The organism is Falsihalocynthiibacter sp. S25ZX9, assembly GCF_041205405.1.
GTDB classification, from domain to species: Bacteria; Pseudomonadota; Alphaproteobacteria; order Rhodobacterales; family Rhodobacteraceae; genus Falsihalocynthiibacter; species Falsihalocynthiibacter arcticus.
Genome location: NZ_JBGFCD010000005.1, coordinates 39,351 through 58,899, shown reverse-complemented (window position 1 = coordinate 58,899; position 19,549 = coordinate 39,351). Strand labels below are relative to the sequence as shown.

The 19,549-nt window shown below is 54.3% G+C and carries 12 protein-coding genes; 10 read left to right on the top strand and 2 right to left on the bottom strand.

The genetic code is table 11. The annotated features are described in order from the left end of the window. Positions 1-136 precede the first annotated feature (136 nt). From AB9F29_RS07335 to AB9F29_RS07325, 3 genes are all read left to right on the top strand, one after another. A complete protein-coding gene (locus AB9F29_RS07335) occupies positions 137-1,156 on the top strand; it encodes a putative 2-aminoethylphosphonate ABC transporter substrate-binding protein (RefSeq protein WP_369755139.1) in 1,020 nt (339 codons plus the stop codon). A gap of 133 nt (positions 1,157-1,289) precedes the next feature. Further along, positions 1,290-2,402: a putative 2-aminoethylphosphonate ABC transporter ATP-binding protein gene (locus AB9F29_RS07330; protein WP_369755138.1), complete on the top strand. Its 1,113-nt coding sequence runs from the start codon at positions 1,290-1,292 to the stop codon at positions 2,400-2,402. Further along, positions 2,399-4,420 carry a putative 2-aminoethylphosphonate ABC transporter permease subunit gene (locus tag AB9F29_RS07325; RefSeq protein ID WP_369755137.1) on the top strand — a complete coding sequence of 674 codons (2,022 nt, stop codon included), beginning with the start codon at positions 2,399-2,401 and terminating at the stop codon, positions 4,418-4,420. The genes AB9F29_RS07330 and AB9F29_RS07325 overlap by 4 nt, the downstream gene beginning before the upstream one ends. A gap of 22 nt (positions 4,421-4,442) precedes the next feature. On the opposite strand, the gene AB9F29_RS07320 is transcribed toward AB9F29_RS07325, so the two are convergent. Beyond that, positions 4,443-5,348, bottom strand: coding sequence for a LysR substrate-binding domain-containing protein (locus AB9F29_RS07320; protein ID WP_369755136.1), 906 nt, complete (start codon positions 5,346-5,348; stop codon positions 4,443-4,445). A gap of 102 nt (positions 5,349-5,450) precedes the next feature. Here AB9F29_RS07320 and AB9F29_RS07315 point away from each other — a divergent pair, with 102 nt between their 5' ends. The 5 genes from AB9F29_RS07315 to AB9F29_RS07295 are packed head-to-tail and all read left to right on the top strand — an operon-like array spanning position 5,451 to position 12,206. After that, positions 5,451-6,638, top strand: a complete 1,188-nt coding sequence (locus tag AB9F29_RS07315; RefSeq protein WP_369755135.1) for a 2-aminoethylphosphonate--pyruvate transaminase — start codon at positions 5,451-5,453, stop codon at positions 6,636-6,638. 19 nt (positions 6,639-6,657) lie between these two features. Next, a complete protein-coding gene (gene phnA / locus AB9F29_RS07310) occupies positions 6,658-7,902 on the top strand; it encodes a phosphonoacetate hydrolase (RefSeq protein ID WP_369755134.1) in 1,245 nt (414 codons plus the stop codon). Positions 7,903-7,905: 3 nt separating this feature from the next. Beyond that, positions 7,906-9,360, top strand: coding sequence for a phosphonoacetaldehyde dehydrogenase (phnY, locus tag AB9F29_RS07305; RefSeq protein ID WP_369755133.1), 1,455 nt, complete (start codon positions 7,906-7,908; stop codon positions 9,358-9,360). A gap of 39 nt (positions 9,361-9,399) precedes the next feature. After that, positions 9,400-10,755, top strand: a complete 1,356-nt coding sequence (locus AB9F29_RS07300) for an aspartate aminotransferase family protein (protein ID WP_369755132.1) — start codon at positions 9,400-9,402, stop codon at positions 10,753-10,755. Further along, on the top strand, positions 10,752-12,206 hold the full coding sequence (locus AB9F29_RS07295; RefSeq protein WP_369755131.1) for an FAD-dependent oxidoreductase: 1,455 nt from the start codon (positions 10,752-10,754) through the stop codon (positions 12,204-12,206). The genes AB9F29_RS07300 and AB9F29_RS07295 overlap by 4 nt, the downstream gene beginning before the upstream one ends. Here the strand turns inward: AB9F29_RS07295 and AB9F29_RS07290 are convergent. Continuing rightward, entirely contained in the window at positions 12,203-13,216 is a 1,014-nt protein-coding gene (locus tag AB9F29_RS07290; RefSeq protein WP_369755130.1) for a 2-hydroxyacid dehydrogenase, read from the bottom strand. The two genes, AB9F29_RS07295 and AB9F29_RS07290, sit on opposite strands and share 4 nt — an antisense overlap. 345 nt (positions 13,217-13,561) lie before the next feature. Between AB9F29_RS07290 and AB9F29_RS07285 the strand changes: the two genes are divergently transcribed. Both AB9F29_RS07285 and AB9F29_RS07280 read left to right on the top strand, forming a co-directional pair. Next, positions 13,562-15,217, top strand: coding sequence for a ShlB/FhaC/HecB family hemolysin secretion/activation protein (locus AB9F29_RS07285; RefSeq protein WP_369755128.1), 1,656 nt, complete (start codon positions 13,562-13,564; stop codon positions 15,215-15,217). After that, positions 15,177-19,547, top strand: coding sequence for a filamentous hemagglutinin N-terminal domain-containing protein (locus AB9F29_RS07280; protein ID WP_369755127.1), 4,371 nt, complete (start codon positions 15,177-15,179; stop codon positions 19,545-19,547). The genes AB9F29_RS07285 and AB9F29_RS07280 overlap by 41 nt, the downstream gene beginning before the upstream one ends. Positions 19,548-19,549 lie beyond the last annotated feature (2 nt).

The window sequence follows — 19,549 nt, the reverse complement described above, 5'->3', positions numbered from 1 at the left end:
AACTAATAGGTCGGTAGGTATTATCGATTTTTTTTGCTGCTAAAACCTGCCAAAGTGATCTCGTATACATGCGGGTGTTACAAAAGCCATCCAACGAAGAGATGCAAAAGCCCAAATGTCCAACATGGAGAAATATATGAAACACATGACAACTAAAATTACGTCCCTTGTCGTCGGCGCGCTGATGGCGACAACCGCAGCGGCCGAAACCGAGTTGACCGTTTATACGGCTGTTGAAGCCGAAGATTTGGCGCGCTACGCGGAAACCTTCAATGCAAGTCACCCAGATATCAAAATCAACTGGGTGCGCGACTCAACTGGGATCATCACGGCGAAGCTTTTGGCGGAACGCGATAACCCACAAGCGGACGTCGTTTGGGGGCTGGCGGCAACGTCCCTCCTTTTGCTGAAATCCGAAGGGATGCTCGAAGCCTATGCGCCTGCTGGCGTGGGTGAGCTTGATCCCAAATTTGTGGATACGGGCACACCTCCCGCGTGGGTTGGTATGGATGCTTGGGTCGCGGCGGTGTGTTACAACACGATTGAAAGCGAAAAGCTTGGCTTGACGCCGCCCACTTCGTGGGAAGATTTGACCGATCCGATGTATGCAGGTCATATCATTATGCCAAATCCGAATTCCTCGGGTACTGGGTTCCTTGACGTATCAAGCTGGCTGCAAATCTTTGGCGAAGAGGGTGGCTGGGAGTATATGGACGCGTTGCACGAAAATATCGCGCGTTATACGCACTCGGGTTCCGCACCTTGTAAACTTGCCGCATCGGGCGAAATTCCAATCGGCATTTCCTTTGCTTTCCGTGGCGCAAAATCCAAAGCCGAAGGCGCTCCGTTGGACATCATCGTTCCATCTGAAGGTGTAGGCTGGGATATGGAAGCGACCGCGATTATTGCAGGCACCGCAAACCTCGAAGCGGCGCAAACATTGGTTGATTTCACAGTCACCAAAGAAGCCAATGAAATGTACAACACGGGTTATGCCGTTGTGGCCTATCCGGGCGTTGCGAAACCTGTGGAATATTTCCCTGAAGGTTTGCTTGAAGCAATGATCGACAATGACTTTGAATTTGCAGCCAACAACCGCGCCGCAATCCTCAAAGAATGGCAGAGCCGTTACGACGGTAAATCTGACGCTAAGTAAATTATTTGCGTGGGGAGCGATTTTGCTCCTCGCGCACTATTTACGCGTACCATCGTTTTTTAACAAAACTACTGGCACAGACCAGAAAGCTTTGGCGTGACCCCAAAGCTAAAATGTAAGGACATTTTTTGAGATGCAAGCAAACTCATCGGACGCAGTCTATCTAAATATCGAGAATCTATGGAAAGCGTTTGGCACTTTTCTTGCCCTCAAGGATATCTCTCTTGAAATCAACGAAGGCGAGTTTGTGTGTTTTCTCGGCCCATCGGGGTGTGGGAAAACGACCTTGTTGCGGGCGATTGCGGGGTTGGATTTACAAACCAAAGGCAAAGTGACCCAGGATGGCAAGGATGTTTCGAACCTGCCGCCCGCGGAGCGTGATTTTGGGATTGTTTTTCAGTCTTATGCCCTGTTTCCCAACCTGACGATTGAAAAGAACATTGCTTTTGGCCTTGAGAATACGGGCCGCAGTAAGTCGGAGATTACAGCCCGCGTGCGGGAGTTGCTTGAACTTGTCGGCCTCTCCGAGCAGGGCAAGAAATACCCAGCTCAGCTCTCGGGTGGACAGCAACAACGCATCGCACTGGCGCGTGCCATCGCCACCAATCCCGGCCTGTTACTTCTGGATGAACCTCTCTCGGCCTTGGATGCAAAAGTGCGCGTGTATTTGCGCCACGAGATAAAAGAGCTCCAACGCAAGCTTGGGGTGACGACCGTGATGGTGACCCACGATCAAGAAGAAGCCCTCAGTATGGCTGACCGGATTGTCGTTATGAATCATGGTATTATTGAGCAGGTCGGCTCGCCCACAGAAATTTACCGCACCCCTGCGAACCTGTTTGTCGCGGATTTTATTGGCGAGATGAACCAGATTAAATCGATCGTCACCGAAGGGGGGCGCTTAAGTATCGGCGAGAAAACCTTCGCCTGTTTGGAGCATAAATTCCAAGATGGCGATGCCGTCGTGGCCGCGATCCGTCCTGAAGACGTGATCCCACATAAAGCGGGATACGAAGCCACAGATGCCGACCGCAATTGCATCGAGGTTCGCCTGCAAGAGATGGAGTTCCTTGGATCATTCTGGCGTTGTCGGTTGCAAAATGAACGTTTCGAAGGCTCCGAGTTAATTGCCGACTTCTCGATTAACGCCGTACGGCGCTTGGACTTGGGCGAGGGCAAAAACATGGTCATCGAATTGCCAAATGACCGACTGATGGCCTTTAACCGTCCGGAGGTCGCAGCATGAGTTTTTTCCAAGCGGCCCCAACTGGGCTGCCTGCAGGCCCCGTGATTAAACCCAAGCTCAGCCGCGACGACATCGTTATGCGCGGCGGTATGCTGGTCATCGCGCTTTATCTGATCGTAACGTTGATTTTGCCCCTTTGGGCGATGTTGTCGAAATCAATTTTGACCTATCATTTTGATCTTTCGCAATACGAGTTTCAGGTCAGTGATGAGGTAGGCACATTCGACGGAACCATCCTCAACGCAGCAGTGCTGAACACTGAAACCAAGGCCTATGCGCCAGATGACCTCAGTGCGGGGAGCGATAGCCGGTTAAGTGTTACCAGCTTTTTCCCTGATTTTAGTTTCCGTAGTCCCGTGCTGTATCAGGTCCGTAACACGGTTGAAGGCGGGCGTTTCTTGGTCGGCTCCACCTTGAATGACACCACCGATTGGGTCGAGTTGGACAGCAACACGTTTAGGCGGGTTCAATTGCGGCCCGTCCAATCGACAGGTCTTGAAAACTTTGTGAACTATTTCTCGACCCCCGCTTTGTTCAATTCGATCAAAAACTCGGTAATGATTGCGACGATTTCAACGATCATTACGGTCACGCTGGCGTTCTGGTTCGCCTATGCCCTTAACCGTACGTGCATGCGTTTCAAAGGGGCGTTTCGTCTGGTTGCGATGATGCCCATTCTTGTGCCGTCGCTCCTCCCGGGCATCGCGCTCGTGTACTTGTTTGGCAACCAAGGGATGATCAAAGAACTGCTGTTTGGCGCTTCGATATATGGCCCGATTGGGATTGTCATTGGTTCGGTGTTTTTCACCTTTCCGCACGCGTTTATCATTATTTCAACAGCACTCGCGATCTCGGATGCGCGTCTTTACGAGGCCGCAACCTGCCTGCGCTCCACCCCGTGGCGCACCTTCTGGACGGTTACAATTCCGGGTGCGCGGTATGGTCTGATCTCTGCGGCTTTTGTGGTGTTCAATCTCGTGATTACCGACTTTGGCCTGCCCAAAGTCATCGGTGGGCAATTTAATGTGCTTGCGGTCGATATCTATAAACAAGTGATTGGCCAGCAAAACTTCGAGATGGGGGCGGTGGTGTCCGTTGTCCTTGTGATCCCTGCGATTTTGGCCTTCGCGATTGATCGCCTTGTGCAAGGAAAACAGGTGGCGCAATTGTCCTCGCGCTCAGTTCCGTTTCAACCGTCGCCCAACGCGAAAAATGACAGGCTTTTCTTTATCTACGCGTTGTTTGTGGCCATCTTTATTGTCGGAATGCTGCTTGTTTGCCAGTTTGCGGCCCTTGTCAAATTTTGGCCCTATGACCTGAGCCTGAGTTTGAAAAACTATCAGTTCGGCAACATGGACGGTGGCGGATGGGCGTCGTATTTCAACTCGATCAAACTGGGTTTTCTTACGGCTATTGTTGGTACGATAATTGTATTCTTTGGCGCCTACCTTGTTGAAAAAACGAATAGATTCTTCGTAGGTCGCGCTATGTTTCAGATGTTTGCCATGTTGCCAATGGCAATTCCGGGCATGGTACTCGGCCTTGCATATATCTTCTTTTTCAACAATCCCGCTAACCCGTTCAACGCGATTTACGGCACGATGGCGATCCTAGTGATCTGTTCGGTGACACACTTTTACACTGTGTCACATCTCACGGCAGTGACGGCGCTTAAGCAGATGGACCGCGAGTTTGAATCCGTGTCGTCTTCCCTCAAACAACCCACGCTCAAGTTGTTTACCCGCGTGACGGTTCCGGTTTGTTTGCCGTCGGTGCTCGACATTTCGATCTACCTTTTCGTCAATGCGATGACCACAGTTTCGGCGGTTGTTTTCCTCTATTCTCCGACCACAACGCTGGCATCGATTGCGGTTTTAAATATGGATGATGCTGGGGATATTGCACCTGCAGCGGCGATGGGAATGATGATTTTCTATACCAACGCGGCGGCGCGGATTATTCACCTGATCGCGTCAAAAGGCATCATGCGGCGCACACAGGCTTGGCGCGCGCGGTAAGCAAAAACGCTTCCGCGCCACATCAATGTGTGGCGCGGGTCTCCTTTTCTTCTTGGGCCACGCGGGCAAAATCCACAAAGGTTCTGATGACTTTAACATCGCGGCGTTGGGCCATATGCAACATCACTTCGCTCATCTGGATGTCGACGCCTTGAAGGTGGATTTTTGTGAAGCGATCATCGTTGCCAAACTCCGCCTCCGACACAAACCCAATCCCTGCGCCAGAAGCCACAACTTCACGCACCGCCTCCCGTCCCTCCGCGACAATCGCCGGTGTCAGGCTTAGCCCCTGTTTCTTAGCAACTTCCTCAAGTTGTTGACGGGTTTTGGAGCCAGTCTCGCGGAAAATGAGCGGGTACTTAGTCAACTCCTTCAGGGTAAGCGCGGTTTTGGACGGGGGTAGGAAATCATGTGCGGCGAAGGCCATAATCTGGCTTGATCCAAGGTTCATGATTTCCATATCCCTGCCGGGTGCCATGCTGCCCGCAATGCCAATATCCGCATTATAGGCGCGTAATTCCTCAAGGATATCTTCCGTGTTTCCAGTCCGTAAAGTGACGGTGATATTTGGATAGCGATTGCGAAATTTGCCCAGAAAAAACGTAATATGGTGCGCAGAATCTGCGATAATACGCAGCTCTCCATCCACCGTGGCGCTGGTTGCCGACATGTATTCCTCAATCTGCTGTTCGATCTCGAAATACTGTTTGGTATAGCGAAAAAGGCGGTCCCCCTCTGGGGTCAGAGACACCATTTTACGCTCGCGATGGAATAACAGCACGTCATAGTCTTGTTCCAGTTTGCGGACTTGCTCGGAAATCGCGGGTTGGGTGAGGAAAAGCGCCTCTGCGGCTCGTGAAAACCCGCCCGTTAAGGCAACGTAATGAAAGGCTTTTAGCTGGCTGTGGCGCATATTTTTGGCTTTCACTTATTTCATAAGCTGAGCCTATGATTTGATTGTAATTAGCAATTTCACATATAGGTTGGAATTCTGCAATGGTCGTTTTGAAAGTCACTTCGGAGAGATAAAATGGCCGCTCCAGAATTCAAAATACCCCGCCCACATTTGGGCGAGCCTTACCTTCTTACCCCCGGTCCGTTGACCACATCTTACGCCGTCAAACAGGCGATGTTGCGCGACTGGGGAAGCTGGGACGATGATTTCCGCGGTATGACGCGCGAGTTGAGGGCGCGTTTGCTTGATCTTTTGGGGGCGGGCAAAGAAGCCTTCGATTGTGTCCCAATGCAAGGCAGCGGCACGTTTTCCGTTGAGGCCATGTTGGGGTCGTTTATCCCTCGCAACGGCAAGGTTTTGGTGCTTGCCAATGGCGCCTACGGCAAACGCACGGCGCAGACGCTGGAGTATCTTGGGCGCGCTCATGTGGTTCTGGACAAGGGCGATTACCTGCCGCCACGCGGCGCAGAGGTCGCGAAAATCTTGGCCGACGATCCGGCCATCACCCACGTTGTCGCTATCCATTGCGAAACCAGCTCGGGCATTTTGAATCCGGTTGAGGAGATTTCCGAAGTTACTTATGCGGCAGGTCGCAAGCTGTTAATTGACTCCATGTCGGCCTTTGGTGCGATTGAATTGAAAGTTGCGGATATCCGCTACGAAGCTCTGGTGTCTTCGGCGAATAAATGCATCGAGGGCGTGCCCGGATTTGGCTTTATCATCGCGCGCAAAACCGAGCTTGAGGCCGCCAAGGGCAATAGCCATTCCTTGAGTTTGGACGTCCATGCCCAATGGGCGCATATGAATAAAACCGAGCAATGGCGCTTTACGCCGCCCACCCATGTGGTGGCTGCATTCCTTGTGGCATTGCGCGCCCATGAGGCCGAAGGCGGTGTCGCAGGGCGCGGCGGGCGCTATGCGAGAAACCGCGATGTGATGGTTGCTGGCATGCGCGACCTTGGGTTTGAAACCCTGCTCAAAGATCGCTGGCTTTCCCCCATCATTGTCACATTCTTTTGTCCTTCGGATGATAACTTTGCCTTTGATCGCTTTTACGAACTGATGAAGGACAAAGGGTTTATCATCTACCCTGGAAAATTGACCGTCGTCGACAGTTTTCGTGTCGGTTGTATCGGCCAAATGGACGAACATGTTATGCGGCAAGTTGTTGCCGCTGCCAAAGAAGCGCTTGCCGAAATGGGCGTTGCAAATGCAGCACCACCCGCGCGCGCCCTAGAAGAACGCGCTATCCTAGCCGCTTGATTACAAAAGGAAATACCACATGACTATTCAATCTCCCATCGTCGCCAATGGCCGCGCATATCCCGTTCCTAAAACCTGCGCCATCGCCATTTGTCTGGACGGTTGCGAGCCGGAATATCTGGAGGTCGCTATCGCCGATGGCCTGATGCCAACCCTCAAACGGATGCGCGAAACAGGCACTGACAGGTTGGCGCATTCCGTGATCCCGTCGTTCACCAACCCCAATAATCTGTCCATCGCAACGGGACGCCCGCCTGTTGTGCATGGCATTTGCGGCAACTATTTGTATGAACCGGAAACCGGCGAAGAAGTCATGATGAACGACGTGCGTTTCCTGCGCGCGCCCACCATTTTCAAGACGTTTTATGATGCCGGTGCCCGTGTTGCGATAGTCACCGCGAAGGATAAATTGCGCGCGCTTTTGGGGGCGGGCCTGACGTTTGAGGACGACCGCGCCAAGTGCTTTTCAGCCGAGAAATCCGACACCTCCACACTGGCCGAGCATGGTCAGGAAGCCGCGAGCAAATGGCTCGGTATGGCGCAACCTAATGTCTATTCCGCCGAATTGTCTGAGTTTGTTTTCGCAGCAGGGGTCAAGCTTCTGCGCGAGTGGAAGCCCGATGTGATGTACCTGACGACGACCGATTTTGTGCAACATAAATACGCCCCGCATCAGCCCGAAGCCAAGGCATTTTACGAAATGTTCGACAAATATCTGACCGAACTTGATGCCATGGGCGCGGCGATTGTGGTTACGGCCGATCATGGAATGAAGCCAAAGCACCTCGCCGATGGATCGCCTGCGGTGGTCTATGTTCAGGACTTGTTGGATGAGTGGCTTGGCGAAGCGGCGGCGCGTTTGATCCTGCCAATCACCGACCCCTATGTTGTGCACCACGGCGCCTTGGGGTCCTTCGCTACAGCGTATTTGCCAGAGGGTGCCGATCAGGCCGATATCATGGCCAAGCTGCGCGCGACGAAGGGTATCACGGATGTTCTGACCAACGCCGAAGCGGTTGCGCGGTTTGAACTGCCAAGTGATCGTATTGGCGACATTATTTTGGTTTCGGGCGAGAATATTTGCATCGGAACCTCGGAGCATCGCCATGATTTGGCCGCGCTCAAGGAACCGCTGCGCAGCCACGGTGGGTTAACCGAACAAGAGGTTCCCTTCATTTGCAACCGTGTCTTGCCGCTGCCTGAACGTCCCGTTTTGCGCAATTTTGATGCGTTCTTTTACGCCACTACAGCGGCGGCCCTTTAAAAAATGGCCGTTCTCAAATCTGAAATCCGCAACGAAGGCATGCGCATCGGGGGCGAAATTGTCTTTACCGACGATGTGATCCCCGTTCACTATCCTTTCACAAACGAGGTGGTTGGCTCCGTTCCTGCGGGCACGGCCGAACATGCAAAGCGTGCGTTCGAGATTGCGGCAAACTACACCCCTAAATTGAGCCGCTATGAGCGCAGCCAGATTTTGCGGCGGACGGGGGAGCTGATTGGAGAGCGGCGCGATTATCTTGCGAAATGGTTGACGCTTGAGTTGGGGATTTGCCACCAACATGCGATTTATGAAACCAAACGCGCGCAGGATGTGTATCTATTTGCCGCGCAACAGGCGCTGGTGGATGACGGCGAGATTTTCTCCTGTGATCTGACGCAAAACGGCAAACCGCGCAAGATTTTTACCAAGCGCGAACCCGTGCGGGCGATTTCGGCGATCACCCCGTTCAACCACCCGCTTAACATGGTCAGTCACAAAATCGCACCTTCGATTGCTACCAACAATTGCATGGTCCTTAAGCCCACTGAGCTGACGCCCCTCACCGCGATTGCGCTGGCGGATATCCTCTATGAGGCCGGATTACCGCACGAAATGCTCCAGATTGTTACGGGGTGGCCCAAGGATATCGGCGAAGAAATGATGGTGAACGAGAACATCGATATCGTCACATTTACGGGCGGCGTGCCCGTGGGTAAACTGATTGCAGCCAAAGCGGGCTATAAACGTCTGGCGTTGGAATTGGGTGGCAATGACCCGTTTATCGTTTGCAATGACCTGTCTGATGAAGACCTCGAAAAAGCCGCGTCGATTGCCGTCGCGGGAGCGATTGGCAACTCTGGCCAACGCTGTACCGCGATCAAACGCATTCTGGTTCAAGAGTCTGTGGCGGATAAATTCGTGCCGATGGTTCTGGCCAAGGCCAAAGCGGTGAAGTTTGGCGATCCCCAAGATCCCGAAACGGAACTGGGCTGCGTGATCCATGCAGAGGCGGCAGAACTCTTTGAAAAACGTGTGTTCATGGCGGAGAAGGAAGGTGCGAAGATACTTTACCATCCCGGCCGTCAAGGCGCACTTCTTCCGCCCATTGTGATTGACCACGTGCGCCATGACAGCGAGTTGGTGATGGAGGAGACCTTTGGCCCCATCGTGCCCATCGTGCGTGTTCCCGACGATGACATCGAGGTCATGCGGATTTCAAACTCCACGAATTTCGGCCTAAGTTCCGGTGTCTGTACCAATGATTTAAATCGCGCGATTGCCTATATCAACGGTCTGGATGTTGGCACCTGTAACATTTGGGAGCAACCCGGTTATCGTATCGAAATGTCCCCCTTTGGCGGCATCAAAGACAGCGGCAATGCGGTTAAGGAGGGCGTGATCGAGGCGATGAAATTCTTTACTAACGTCAAAACCTACTCCCTGCCGTGGCCTGAATAACGTCAAATCATCTGTCTCGTTTTTTCTAATTGAGGTCCCATGTCCAAAAAGATTGTCCACACTGAAGGCGAGTCAAACACATCAGACGCCCGCCAAGCTTGGTTGAAAAAATCGATCGGACCGCGGTCCGCGCCATTGCTTGAGAGGGATTCAAATGCTTTTCTGCATCAAAGTCTGTCGAGCCCCTGTGTGAGCACAATCGCCAAGGCCGAAGGGATTTGGATCGAGGACATGGACGGGCGGCGCTATATGGATTTCCACGGAAATTCGGTGCATCACATCGGATATGGCCACCCGAAATTGGTGGCGGCAATCAAAAAGCAGCTGGATGATCTGCCCTTTGCACCGCGTCGTTTTACCAATGATCCCGCCGTCGAATTGGCCGAAAAAATTGCCGAAATCGCACCGGGGGATTTGTGTAAAACACTGTTTACCACGGGCGGGTCGGACGCAAATGAAGTCGCGTTAAAGATCGCGCGTGCGGCAACGGGGCGGTTCAAAACCGTGTCGTTTTGGGATGCATTTCACGGCGCGGGGTTGGGCGCGGCGAGTGTCGGCGGCGAAGCAACCTTCCGCAGCCACATCGCCGGACCGCTTTTGTCGGGCACCGAACACGTCGCGCCATTTGCCTGTTATCGCTGCCCGTATAATCACGCGGGGCCGGATGTTTGCGGCTTGGCCTGTGCGCAGATGGTCGAATATGTTTTGGAGCGGGAAGGCGACGTCGCCGCCGTAATCGCCGAGCCAATGCGGGCCGTGCCTTATGTGCCGCCGCCCGGATTTTGGAAGGTCGTCCGCGAGGCCTGTCATCGTCATGGCGCCTTGCTGATTTTCGATGAAATCCCAACGGGCTTGGGTAAAACGGGCAAAATGTTTGCCTTTGAGCATGACGATGTCATCCCCGATATTGTCACGATGGGCAAAGCTTTGGGCGGGGGAATCCTTCCTATTGCGGCTTGTGTTGCGCGGCGGGAATTGGATGTTTGCGGCGATTTTGCCATCGGCCATTATACCCACGAGAAAAACCCCGTGACTGCGCGCGCCGCCCTCACGACCATTCAAATCATCGAAGAAGAGGGACTTGTTGCGCGTGCGGCCGAACTTGGCGATTACGCGATGGCGCAGTTGCAAGACCGCCTTGTTGATGTGCCAATCGTTGGGGATATCCGCGGACGCGGTTTGATGTTTGGCGTAGAGATTGTCGAAGATCGTGCTGAGAAAACCCAAGGCAATGCGCGCGCCGAACGGATATATTATGCCTGCCTTGAAGCGGGGTTGAGCTTTAAAATCAGTCAAGGTTGTGTCCTTACCCTTTCGCCACCCCTCACCATCGCAAAGGCCGATCTTGATCGCGCATTGGATATTGTGGTGACGGCGATCAAGGAGGCGGCTTGACAGCGGACATCCATTTCGACGTCGCGATTGTCGGTGGCGGCATCAATGGCGCGAGTGCAGCGCAGCATTTGAGTGCGGCGGGGTACCGCGTTTTGGTCGTGGAAAAAGACGACTTTGCCAATGGGGCCACCAGTCGGTCCAGTCGCTTGTTGCATTGTGGATTGCGTCATTTGGCGAATGGTGATCGGTTGCGCGATCTATTGCGTCATCCCCTGCGGTTGATGCGCGCGCTCGCGACTGTGCGCGAAGACATGTTGGCGCGGGACGAGTTGGTCGCCACCCTTCCTGAGCAGGTTAAAGCGATGAAATTTTGCTTGCCAATTTACAAGGATGATCCCTATCCCGCGTGGCTTCTTGATCTCGCCTTTGCAGTTCTGAGGCTGGCAAGTCCGCGGGGTGTGCCGCTTGAATATCGCCGGTATCGCCCTTCCGAAATGCAGAAAATCCCGATTTATCCATGGCTGCGTACGCCAGAAAAGCTGCGCGGGCTTGTGGTGTTTCGGGAGTATATTTTCGACTGGCCCGAACGAATTGCGCTGGATGCCTTATTGGATGCGCGGCGGATGGGGGCCGACATTCGCAACTATACCCAAGTGACGGCGCTGCACCGCGAGGGCAACCAATGGCAATTGAATTTGCGAAAGTCCGACGCAACACAGGCCAAGGTGACCGCGCAAACAGTGCTTAATTTCTCGGGTGCTTGGGTTGATGCTGTGCATCAGTCTACGGGCGATCCTGTGGGTGAAATCTGTCAGGGGATCAAGGGCATCCACATCGCGATTCAACTGCCAGAGGCTTTTGTCGATCATGGCGTTTTTACCTACAACAGCCTTGGCGAACCGCTCTATTGCCTGCCGTGGCGCGGCATTCATTACGTGGGCCTGACGCGTACGCCGTTCACGGGCGATGCCAGCGATATTTCGGCCTCGGATCAGGAAATCGACTGGATACTTGCCGAAACTAACCGCGTGATGCCCGACCTGAATTTGGGGCGTTCGGATGTCTTGTATAGTTGGGCGGGGGTCAATCCGCTAACGTATGATCCACAGGAAGCTTTGGGCAGTCGCGAGATTAAAATCCACGACATGGCGTCCCACGGAATGGAGGGTATGTTTGCCTTGACGGGAGGCGCGATCATGACCCATCGGCGTGTCGCGCGGCGAGTTGTTCAGAAGATTAGGGCCAACATTCAGCCGTCCGTCGCGCCGCAAGACATGCAATTTGGCGCGGGTCTGGGGAGGGTTGACGCCGAATGTGCGCAAAGCTTGACTGACGTTCTGTCGCGCCGGATGGGCCTTGCGTGGGACGCCGATCAGGGGCGCGACTCCGCCCGTGGGATCGCCGAAAAACTGGCTCCCAATCTGGGGTGGGACGCCCAAAGGATCGAAGCAGAACTGATGGACTATGAGGGCTACTTACAAACGGCGCGGCGCAAGCCAACGCAGGATTAATTTTCGAAAACAACGCCTTGGGATTGGGCGCGCAATCGGGGGTCTGTAGATTTCACCAACACATCGCGCCCTTCAAGCACCTCAAAACACCGCTCTAGGGTTTCCGCTTCTAACCGCTCCATCGCCCCCTCCGTATAGAACGTGAGATGCGGCGAGAGGATGACATTCGGGCGATTGAAAAGGGCGCTCATCGGGTGCCGCTCGCGCGCGAGCGGCTCTTGGGAATAAACATCAAGGCCAGCCCCCGCGATCCATTTCTCCTCGATGGCCCGCACCAACGCTTGTTCATCAACAATTGCGCCACGCGAGACATTCACCAGAAACGCGGTGCTTTTCATGGCCCGCAATTCGGCCTCGCCAACCAGGTGGAGCGTATCATCATTTAGGACGCTGTGAATGGTGACAAAATCGCTTTGGGCCAACATTACGTGTAAATCGTCGATCTTTTCGACACCGATCTCCTGCATGTCTTGCGCCGAAGTATGGGGGCTATAGGCGATGACACGGGCGTTGAAACCTTGCCCTGCCATGCGCGCCATGCTGCGCCCGATTTTTCCGAGGCCGATAATCCCCACGGTTTTGCCGGCAATATCCGAGCCCATCCACGTGGGTTCCGGCCACGCCCAGCCTTCGTTGTTCATTTGCTGGTTCAAATGGGGGAGCCGCTTGGCGAGGGCGATCAACATAGAAAAAGCGCCTTCGGCCACCGTTTCTTCGGCGTATTCGGGAATGTTTACCACCGTCACGCCGTGCTCAATCGCGGCAGGAATATCGATGGCGTCAATTCCGACACCGTATTTCACGATGCCCTTAAGTTTGGGCGCGTTTTCCAAAACATGGCGTGTGATCGGCGTATAGCACATGAGGAGAAGGTCGGCGTCTTTTAGGGCTGCAATGAGATTCTGAGGGGTCGTCGCATCAGGAAGAAGTGCCAAATCGTGGCCCGCCGCAATCAAGGCTTGATCCAAATAGGGTGTTTGTAATTCGCTGTCGGTTCTTACAATTCTCATGGTCAGCCTTTCAAAATCAGAACTGCAATAGTTCACCCATTTAACGATTGCTCAAATACAAAAATGTGATCGGTCCATATGCCTGACCTATATGTGCCCGTGGAATGGTGCGTGAAATTGCCAACGCTGGACCGAACTCCGAGACCCTTGAGGAAGATATGGCAGCTTAACGTTCGTTCTGGTGCTGAGGTTGCTATCCGACGCGAGATTTAGGGATGCAAAGTACTAATTGTTTGTATAACAATGTTAATAATTAAAACTCAATTTTTCCAAGGGTGATGCGCTGTGGTATTTCAGACTTGCGTGACCGGGGTTCGCAAAAGCAAATTCCTTGTGTGCCTTTTCATGACGTGCCTGGTAGGGGCGCAGGCGTTGGCGCAGACGGCCAGTGAAATCACACCCGACACATTTCAGCCCCCGTTGCAGCGGTTAACGGGCGCAATTGTTTTTTCAGGGCAAGCGGGAACCGAGGCTCCTGCGGGATCAGAAAAGATTGAGATCACACTCTCTGGGGTGGATTTGCAGGATGGTTTGCGCCAGATGGCAAAGGAAAACGCGGCGTTCGAAGCGCGGTTGACGCGTGGCCGCATTCCCGTATCTGAACTGTTCGAGGCGACCGCCGATCTTGAGGCGGCCTATGCCAACGCCGGATATGTTTTGGCGCGCGTCGTGTTACCACAGCAAACCTTGAACAACGGGGGCAGGCTGAAGGTCACGGTTGTTAACGGGTTTATCGAAGCGATTGATTCAACAAATGTTGCGCCCAATATCCGTGCGCGCCTTGAGTTGTTGACGGCCCCATTGGTGGACCAGCCCGGCCTTACGCGTGCGGAACTTGAAAGTCAGCTGCTGTTGGCGGGCGATATGCCCGGGGTGGCTTTGCAGTCGGCACTGGCCGCAGGGGAGCTTGAGGGCGGCGCAGTAATTGCATTGGATCCTGAGTTTAGGCCGTTCACTGGTTTTATCGGATTTGGGAACCCCTATGGCGAAGATTTAGGGGGCAACAGCCTAAATATGGGCTTTGAAATCAATAGCCCGTTTAAGTTCGGCGAGACTTTTTATGCCCGTTTGTCGGGCGCACCGGGGGCGATGGAAACGTCTGATCCGCGCAATCGTATTTTTGCCATCGGGGCTGTGGTGCCGCTGGGATATTCCGGATTAACGATAAACGTTGAGGCGACCCAGAGCGAGACAAACCCGGACGTCGCCTTTTTCCCAACGCAATCCACCTTTGAGCGCAATGCGGTGCGCCTCGCTTATCCCTTTATACGGTCGCTTGATTTGAATGTGTCGGGGCTGTTTGCGTTGGATATGCAGACGGATCAGCAATCATTGAGAAGTGGGCCGCAGATATACGAAGATCGGCTCTCAATTTTGCGCCTCGGCGGTACCGTCTCGAAAATTCACGACAGTGGCGCGACGAGTTTTCTGGGTCTGACCGTGTCGCAGGGCATAGACGCCTTTGGTGCGCGGGTCGAAGGCGATGCGGGATATGCGCCGTCACGCGCGGGTGCCAATGCGATCTTTACCAAGTTGAACGGCGCATTTTCGTATTTGAGCAACGTGTCTGAATCTGTGATGGTAGCTGTCTATGGGCGGTTCCAAACGTCGTTTGGCGATCCGCTACCAACATCAGAACAGTTTAGTTTGGTAGGTCCGACGGAATTGTCGGCGTTTGATTCCGGCGAGCTTCGAGGCGATAGTGGTTGGGTTCTGCATGCAGAAGTCTCGACCCTGCGCCAAGTCAGCCTAGGAGAGACGCCGCTTTTGGCGAGCCCCTATCTTTTTGCCGGTTTCGGACAAGCCTTTACCGAGAGGCCGACCTTCTATGAACAAAGCCGCGTCAATGCGTTTGTTTATGGTGTTGGCACCGATCTATTTACAGTAAATGAATCCAACTTCCGATCCGACAGTTTGCGGATAGAGTTTGGGAGAGGGAGCCGAGACGATGGGAAATCAGATGATTACAGATTCAGCATTACTGCCAATTCCCGCTTCTAAATTCGCCGCTCGTTTGCGCGGGGTTTTGCGCACCAGCGTGGCGGTATGTATTTGCCTGCCCAGTGTCGTATTCGCGCAAGCCTTGCCCCAGAACGGCACGGTGGTCAGCGGCAATGCAAACATCAGTACCGCAGGCACAGGCATGACCGTGCGCCAAGGGACCAACTCGGCCATCGTGAATTGGCAAAGCTTCTCGATTGGCACTGGCGCGGATGTTAATTTCATTCAGCCCAACGCGAATAGCGTGACTTTGAACCGTGTGACAGGCAGTACCACAAGTGACATTCACGGCAATCTGACGGCCAATGGATCGGTCTATCTCATCAACCCCAATGGTATTTTCATTGGCCCAAATGGCGCGGTGAATGCGCAGGGTTTTGTGGCCTCGACGTTGGATATGACGAACGAAGATTTCAACAATGGCAGATTGCGGTTTAGTGGCGACGGCAATTCGGCCTCTGTCACCAATCAAGGGCGCGTCACCATTGGGCGGGGCGGCTATGCCGCGCTGTTGGGCGGGCACGTCCGCAACGACGGGATTGTGACCGTGCCGATGGGGCGGGTTGCCTTTGGCTCGGGCGAGCGGATTACGCTGGATTTTTCGGGCGACCAGTTTTTGCAAGTGGCCCTGCCGACGGGCGAAGACGCAGATGTGTTGATTGACAACGCGGGCGCGGTGCAGGCCAACGGCGGCTCAATCGAGATGCGGGCGGCGACGGCGCGCAACGCGGTGCGCAATGCGATCAACCTTTCAGGCGTGGCCGAAGCGCGGTCAGTTTCCTTGCACAACGGCAGCATTGTGCTGGGCGGCGGCAGTGGCGGCGGAGTGAACGTTTCCGGCACGGTCAACACGCGCAGCGCCAGCAACGCCAACGCGGGCACCACGGGCGGCGACATTACGATCACCGGACAAGACATTGTGCTAGACGGCGCGCAGATGGATGCCAGCGGCAATGGTGGCGGCGGTCTGGTGCGGATTGGTGGCGATTTCGCTGGCGAGGGTGCCTTGCCACGCGCCGATACGCTGTCGGCGGATGCAGAGACACGGATTATTGCCGACGGGCTTTTGAACGGCGACGGCGGGCGGATTGCCCTTTGGTCTGACGTCAATACGGGTTTTGCTGGGGATTTATCGGTGCGGGGCGGCGATATCGGTGGGGACGGCGGCTTTATCGAAGTTTCCAGTCGTCAGACGCTAGCCTATAGCGGGTTCGCGGATCGCCGTGCGCCAAACGGCATATGGGGAATGCTGCTTTTAGATCCGGGCGATGTGACCATAAATTCAGGTACTGGAGGGGATTATGGCGGCACAGTCGGTGTCGAAGGCAGCCTAGCGTTTGGCAATCTCACTATTGAGACGAATTCGCGCAGTGGCCCTCCGGGGGCGGGGACGATCACCATCAACGGCGATATTTCTTGGACCACGAGTACTTCCCTATATTTGACGGCTGACGTAGATATCGTGCTAAACGGCGCGATTAACGGGCAAAATGGCGGGTTGCATATCTACGCGATAGGCGATGTCATCGCCAATTCCGCCACCAGCAGCATCGACGTGGAATCTCTTTACGTGGACGGAGGGAATTGGATTGAGGTCGGAGCGGCATTGACCCCGATCGACGTGACTTCCTTCTATCTGGATAGCTATGCTGCCACCTTCGTGCGCGCCACGGGTGGAACGGGTATTGAGAGCGATCCCTATATGATCGCCGATATCTATGGCTTGCAGGGGATAGCATCAGGCAATACTTCAGCGGCGCATTTTGCTCTTCAAGGGGATATTGACGCCCGCAGTACGGAGTTTTGGCTCACGACCTATGGCTCAGGATTTTCCCCAATCAACACAGTGGACGGATCCTTGAATGGGAACGGCCATACTGTCAGTAACCTTTTTATCTTGCCTTCGTTTGATGAATCTGGCCCGAGTTCCGCAGCCTTCGCGTATGGTATTGGAACCACGGGTTCCATTTCGAACTTGTTCCTGACCGGCGTTGAAGTGGTTGGTTCCAATGCGGCAATTTTGGCGCTCTACAATGACGGCCTAATCAGCAACGTGCATGTTGACGGGGCAATTCAAACCGTTGGCAGCGCCGCCGGTGGTTTGGCGGCCTATAACAATGGTATCATTGAGGACAGCAGCGCCGATGTTTCTATCCTCGTGGAGGACTCGTTTTTTGGAAATGGAAGCCCCCGCAGTTTCGGCGGATTGGCTGGGGAAAGTGCTGGCGTGATCCAGAATTCGACGGCGGTTGGTGATATTACTCTGCCTATGAGCCTCGACAATCTCGCCGTCGGTGGTGCTGTCGGCGCGCAGTTTGGTGGGGATTTGATCAATACAAACGTCGATGTCGATATCTCGGCAACGGGGACGTTGTTTGCCAACGCGTATTTTGGTGGCCTTGTGGGGTATGTGGATGACGATCTTGGGGAAGGGGCTGTCGATGCAGAGCCATTAGGCGATGCGGCCCTCGGCTCTCCGAATGCGACCCTCACCAATAACACCTCTCGGGGTGATTTGACCTTTAACATTCAGACCGACCATACCAATCTTGACTCGCTATATGTTGGGGGCCAAGTCGGCTACTTGTCGGGCACCTCTACGTTAACACGAGGCCTCTCGTATGGCGATATTTCGGTCACATCCATCGGCACAACCAGCCTGAATGCAGGCGGTGCCATTGGGCGCGCCGATTTCAACGCCACCATCGGCCAAACGCGTTCTCTTGGCGGCAGTATGACCGTTGACTATGACGGTACGGGCGAGATTGGCGGATTTGTTGGGGCGAACGACGGGACGATCACGCAATCCGACACTGCAACCGCCCTCCGCAGTTACGGTTTCAATGACACGAGCATCGGTGGTTTTGCAGGGGCGAACCAAGGCATAATCATGCGGACCGCCGCCAATAACGAAATCTATGTTGATTTCAGCGGTGGTGACAAAGTGATTGGTGGCCACACGGGAAGCAATCTGGGTGGCTCAATCGACATGTCCTATACGACCGGAGATTTGATTGTTTCAGGCACATCAGCTGGCTATCAGTCCTATCTTTACGACGTTGGTTTGTTCGCAGGTCAGCAATACGGTAGCGTCTCGGAAAGCTTCGCTGCACGCGATCTCTCCCTTGCCGACTCGCCCATGTTGAACTCTGGTTTCTCGGGTGCCTTCAATGATTTATTAGGCTTCGTGGATGTGTTTTTTGATAGTGATCTGGCTGGATTTGCGGCGTCTGCTGATGGTGCGACCGGATATACGACGGCGCAATTGCAAGACACAGAGTTTTTCGTCTCCACCCTCGGGGGCCTGAGTGCTGGGTTTTCTATAACCGACTGGGCACCGGGGGCGGCGGGTTTCTATCCTGTTTTGTATAATCTTGTGCCGGTGATCTATGCTGAACCTGATCCCGTAACGGTTGTGTTTGGGCAAACGGCAAGTGCTACGACGACGGGTACCGTATATGGCGGAGTTGGGTCCTATGTTTTTGGGCCGGACGGCGATAGTGTAAATTTGGACACGCTATTTACCACACTGGTATTCGGCGGAACCTCGGTTGGGCCGCAAGTGTTTACGTTGGCCACAACGGCGCTGACCAGTGCTCTGGACGTGATCTATCAAGTCATTGCGCGTGAAGGGGATGCAACGATTACAGCCGCACCGCCACCACCGCCACCACCACCACCGCCACCACCGCCACCACCGCCGCCGCCACCTCCGCCACCACCGGATCCAGATCCGAAACCGGAGCCGGTCGCTCCACCACCAGTGGTACCTGAGTTTTTGCTGCCAAATCCGACGGATATCATTGTGGGCGGTGAAGGCCCCCAAAGTGTATTGACGATCCAATCGGTCACCACCCAGTCGGCGGCGACCGCATTGTCAGTGACGCAAGCAAGCGCGGATGGGCTGGTTTCAGCGACGAGTGCTTGTGACGAAAGTGGTGACGTTAATCAGTATCTGGCCTGTGTGTCCGATGCGCTGAATGACTTTGCGGATGAGCTGGATGCGATTGCCACGGATTTGCCACCGGGAATGGAAAACGTTGCGCAGATTGTGCAAACCGCACGGGCGGAAATTGATGGCGCACGCACCCGCGCCACCAGACGTTTGGCAAGCGCCACAACGGACGCCGAGCGTCGGGCCATTCGCCGTGATGCGTTGAGTGAATCCACCGCGGCCCTCGCCACCGCTGCAAGCGAAATTCGCAAAGTGATCTCTTTGGTGCGGGTTGAAGACCCCGAATTGGCGAGCATTCAGCAAGAGACGATTGTGACGGCCTCCGCTGCTGTGGACAATGTTGGAATTCAACTTTCGCGCGCTGTTGGACTTTAAGG